The sequence below is a fragment of the Mesorhizobium sp. M1A.F.Ca.ET.072.01.1.1 genome, assembly GCF_004023325.1.
GTDB lineage: Bacteria > Pseudomonadota > Alphaproteobacteria > Rhizobiales > Rhizobiaceae > Mesorhizobium.
The window spans coordinates 1-3358 of sequence record NZ_RZSF01000508.1 but is presented as its reverse complement, the minus strand read 5'-3'; the positions used below and the strand labels follow the sequence as shown (position 1 = coordinate 3358).

Below are 3358 nucleotides of genomic sequence, written 5' to 3'. Positions count from 1 at the left end.
GCCCAAGCATGACGCGCCGACTCCGGACGAAAAACCGGCTGTCGACGAAGTCGCGTCAGCCGATGACAGCGCGCCGGTCGCTGAGGAAACCAAGCCGGTGATCCAGGTCAGGAAGGTGAAGACAGTTGCGGTGGCCGCCATGGCTCCGGCACCCGCGCCCCAAGAAACCACCTCAGAGACCGAAACCGCATCACAGCCCGAAGCCACGTCCCAGACGGTTGCCGCTTACGCCGAGCCGGCCGCAGCCGCCGCCCCGGCCATCGATCCGGTCAAGACGGCCTCGCTGCCGTCGGGATGGGTGGTGCAGGTCGCGTCCTCGCCGACGCAATCGGGGGCTCAGGCGCTTCTCGACAAGACGACCAGGCAGGCGCCGAAGGTGCTGGCCGACGCATCGGGCTTCACGGTCGCGTTCGACAAGGGCGGCGTCACCTACTACCGCGCCCGCTTCGGCGGTTTCGGCTCGAAGGACGCAGCCTGGAAAGCTTGCGACGCCCTGAAGCGAAAGAAGATCGAGTGCTACGCCGTCCAGCAATAGGCGGCTTTTGAACCTCCCGGGAAGTTCCGCGTCGAAGGAGACTAGTCGTGATTGGAGAGCAAGACGTCCTTGGCTTCATTGATCCGCGCCGCCAGGACAGACGTGCCGCCGACATCGGCGTTCAGGCGCTGCATCAGGCGGCGGTGCGCCTTGCGGATATCCGCCGCGGCAGCCCCCGCTTCAAGACCAAGGATCTTGTAGGCCTCCTCCTTAGTCATGGCGCCCGCACCTGGCGCAACACCCAGCCCTTCGCCACTGTCCGGCTGCGCGTCCTTGCGCCAGACGGGAAAACGGCCGTCAAGATACGTCTCTAGCAGCTGGCGGCTCTCCGGGTCCGGCCGCAGCTCGACATGGAGTTGCTGCAGCTCGGCAATCCCCATGGCGCTCAGCATTCTCCCCTCATAATGGCCGGCGAGAACAAGGCCTTCGAGCTTGCCGCTGTCGTGGTCGAGCTCCATTTCGAGAGCCGCGGTGCGCACGGTTGAGCGTTTGGCCGCGACAAGTTTCGGTGGCGGTCGCCTCGCCCGCATCCAGGCATACCAGCCTGCAGCCGCAATCATCAGCAGGCCGCCAAAGCTGCTGCGGCCGACCACGAGCATCGTCGCGCCGATCAGGCCCAACAGCGCGGGCCCAAGCGTTCTGAGACTGTCCGCCATCCTCGCTGCGTCGGCACGCACAAAGATTGTCGCGGCGCCGAAAAGCACCAGGAGCACGGCTGCCAATGCGATGATCACGCCCATCAGTTTGCACCGCCATCCAAATGATTGTGCATCGAAATCAAGATGTGGCGCAGGGGCGGTGCTTGCAAGCCCCACACCGGGCCGCTCGAAGGGCCAGCAAGCGGAAGATGAGGACCTGCAGTCTTACAGCAGGCCGAGATCCGCAAGCTCCAGGCGCAGTTTCGGCGGCATCTCGGCCAATGCGGCCCTGCCCTTGCCGAGATCGGCCGGCGCATCGGAGGGCTTAAGATAACGCCAGCCCTGGAAGGCGCGGCGCGGCTGCCAGTCGGTGCGCACCACTTCGGGATCAAGCACGAGATGGCAGCGGCCGATGCCTTCGCCGTCGACGAAAGGCCGGATCTCCGTGATCAGCTGCCGGCATTGGACGTTGCCCTTGATCACCCAGTAGAGCGAGCCGCCATCGGTGATCTCCCCACCGCGCGTCGGCACCATGCGCGTGGTGTGCCAGTGCTCGGCCGGCTCGCCGGCGCGGCACCGCTCGTCGAGACGGAAGGCGATCCACTCTTCCAGGTCCTCGACGCTGTCGCAGCCGACGCAGAGTTTGACGAGATTCAGAGACATGCCCGCAATCTAGCGACTGCCCCGGAGGCGTTCAACGCCGAGCGAGATTATGCACAGGCCGATTGCTGCCAGATCATCAGGCCAGCGTGGCCGTTTCGATCGCTTCGGCAAACCAAGCCCGCCGGTGGAAAGGGCAGGGTCAGCACTCGACCACGTTGACAGCCAGTCCGCCGAGGCTGGTTTCCTTATATTTCTCGTTCATGTCGAGACCGGTCTGGCGCATGGTCTCGATCGCAGCATCCAGCGGCACGAAATGCGTCCCGTCGCCCTTGATGGCGAGCGAGGCGGCTGTCACCGCCTTGACCGCCCCCAGCGCATTGCGCTCGATGCAGGGCACCTGCACCAGGCCGCCGACCGGATCGCAGGTCATGCCGAGGTGGTGCTCGAGTGCGATTTCCGCGGCGTTCTCGACCTGCTCCGGAGTGCCTCCCATGACCGCGCAAAGCCCGGCCGCCGCCATTGCCGAAGCGGATCCCACTTCGCCCTGGCAGCCGACCTCGGCGCCCGAGATCGAAGCGTTTGACTTGATGATGCCGCCGACGGCGGCGGCCGTCAGCAGGAAGTCGCGGATGCTCGGCTGGTCAGCTTCGGGATGGAAATGCAGCCAGTAGCGCAGCACTGCCGGCAGCGTTCCGGCCGCGCCGTTGGTCGGCGCAGTCACCACGCGCCCGCCGGCGGCGTTCTCCTCGTTCACCGCCATGGCATAGATCGACAGCCAGTCATTGGCGAGCAAGGGGTTGGGCCGGTTCTGCTGCCACTGTTCCTGCAGCTTGTCATGCAATTGGCGTGCGCGGCGCCGCACCTTCAGTCCGCCCGGCATGATGCCGTCCTGCGACAGCCCGCGGTCGATGCAGCCCTTCATGGCGCTCCAGATCGCGTCGAGGCCGGCGTCCAGCTCCTCGCGCGACATATGCGTTTCCTCATTGGACCGCTTCATCTCGGCGATCGAAAGCCCGCTCTTGGCCGCCATCGCCAGCATCTCGACGGCGTTCTTGAACGGATAAGGCACCTTCTTGCCTTCCGTCGACACCGAGCCCTTGGCCTTCATGCGCTGCAACTCTTCCTCGGAGACGACGAAGCCGCCGCCGATGGAATAATAGATGCGCTTGAGCAGCAGCCGGTCGGACGCATCGTAGGCATAGAAGGCCATGCCGTTGGCGTGGCCGGTCAGCGGCGTCTTGCGGTCGAGCACCAGATCCTTGGCCGGGTCGAAGCGGTAGGCCGGATGCCCAGGCGGGGAAATCCGTTTCTCCGTTCCGATGCGGGCAACGATGCTATCCGCCTCATCCGGATCGACCGTCTGCGGCGTCTCGCCGGCCAGGCCGAGGATGACGGCGCGGTCCGAGCCATGGCCGATGCCGGTATAAGCGAGCGAGCCGTGCAGGCTGGCGCCGATGCGATCGACCTCGACGCCGACCGGGCGCGGCCAGTCGTCGGCGAGGATTTCGCCGAGGAAACGGCGCGCAGCCGTCATCGGCCCCATCGTATGCGAGCTCGATGGACCGATGCCGATCTTGAACAG

General features: G+C 65.7%; 4 protein-coding genes. 1 reads left to right on the top strand and 3 read right to left on the bottom strand.

What is annotated here, in order from left to right; translation table 11 throughout:
- On the top strand, positions 1–535 hold a 535-nt coding region (locus tag EOA32_RS35225), incomplete at its 5' end, for an SPOR domain-containing protein (protein ID WP_145971470.1).
- 41 nt (positions 536–576) lie between these two features.
- On the opposite strand, the gene EOA32_RS35220 is transcribed toward EOA32_RS35225, so the two are convergent.
- The 3 genes from EOA32_RS35220 to EOA32_RS35210 form a co-directional block, all read right to left on the bottom strand.
- Positions 577–1275 carry a molecular chaperone DnaJ gene (locus tag EOA32_RS35220; protein WP_066992599.1) on the bottom strand — a complete coding sequence of 233 codons (699 nt, stop codon included), beginning with the start codon at positions 1273–1275 and terminating at the stop codon, positions 577–579.
- Positions 1276–1398: 123 nt separating this feature from the next.
- Positions 1399–1836 carry a DUF1489 family protein gene (locus tag EOA32_RS35215; protein ID WP_127247950.1) on the bottom strand — a complete coding sequence of 146 codons (438 nt, stop codon included), beginning with the start codon at positions 1834–1836 and terminating at the stop codon, positions 1399–1401.
- Between the two features lie 139 nt (positions 1837–1975).
- A partial coding sequence (locus tag EOA32_RS35210; protein ID WP_128374144.1) for an L-serine ammonia-lyase occupies positions 1976–3358 on the bottom strand: 1383 nt, incomplete at its 5' end.

Bases quoted from the DNA above. Each gene is read 5' to 3' on its own strand.
- EOA32_RS35220 (WP_066992599.1), bottom strand. From the start codon at position 1,275: ATGGGCGTGATCATCGCATTGGCAGCCGTGCTCCTGGTGCTTTTCGGC.
- EOA32_RS35215 (WP_127247950.1), bottom strand. From the start codon at position 1,836: ATGTCTCTGAATCTCGTCAAACTCTGCGTCGGCTGCGACAGCGTCGAG.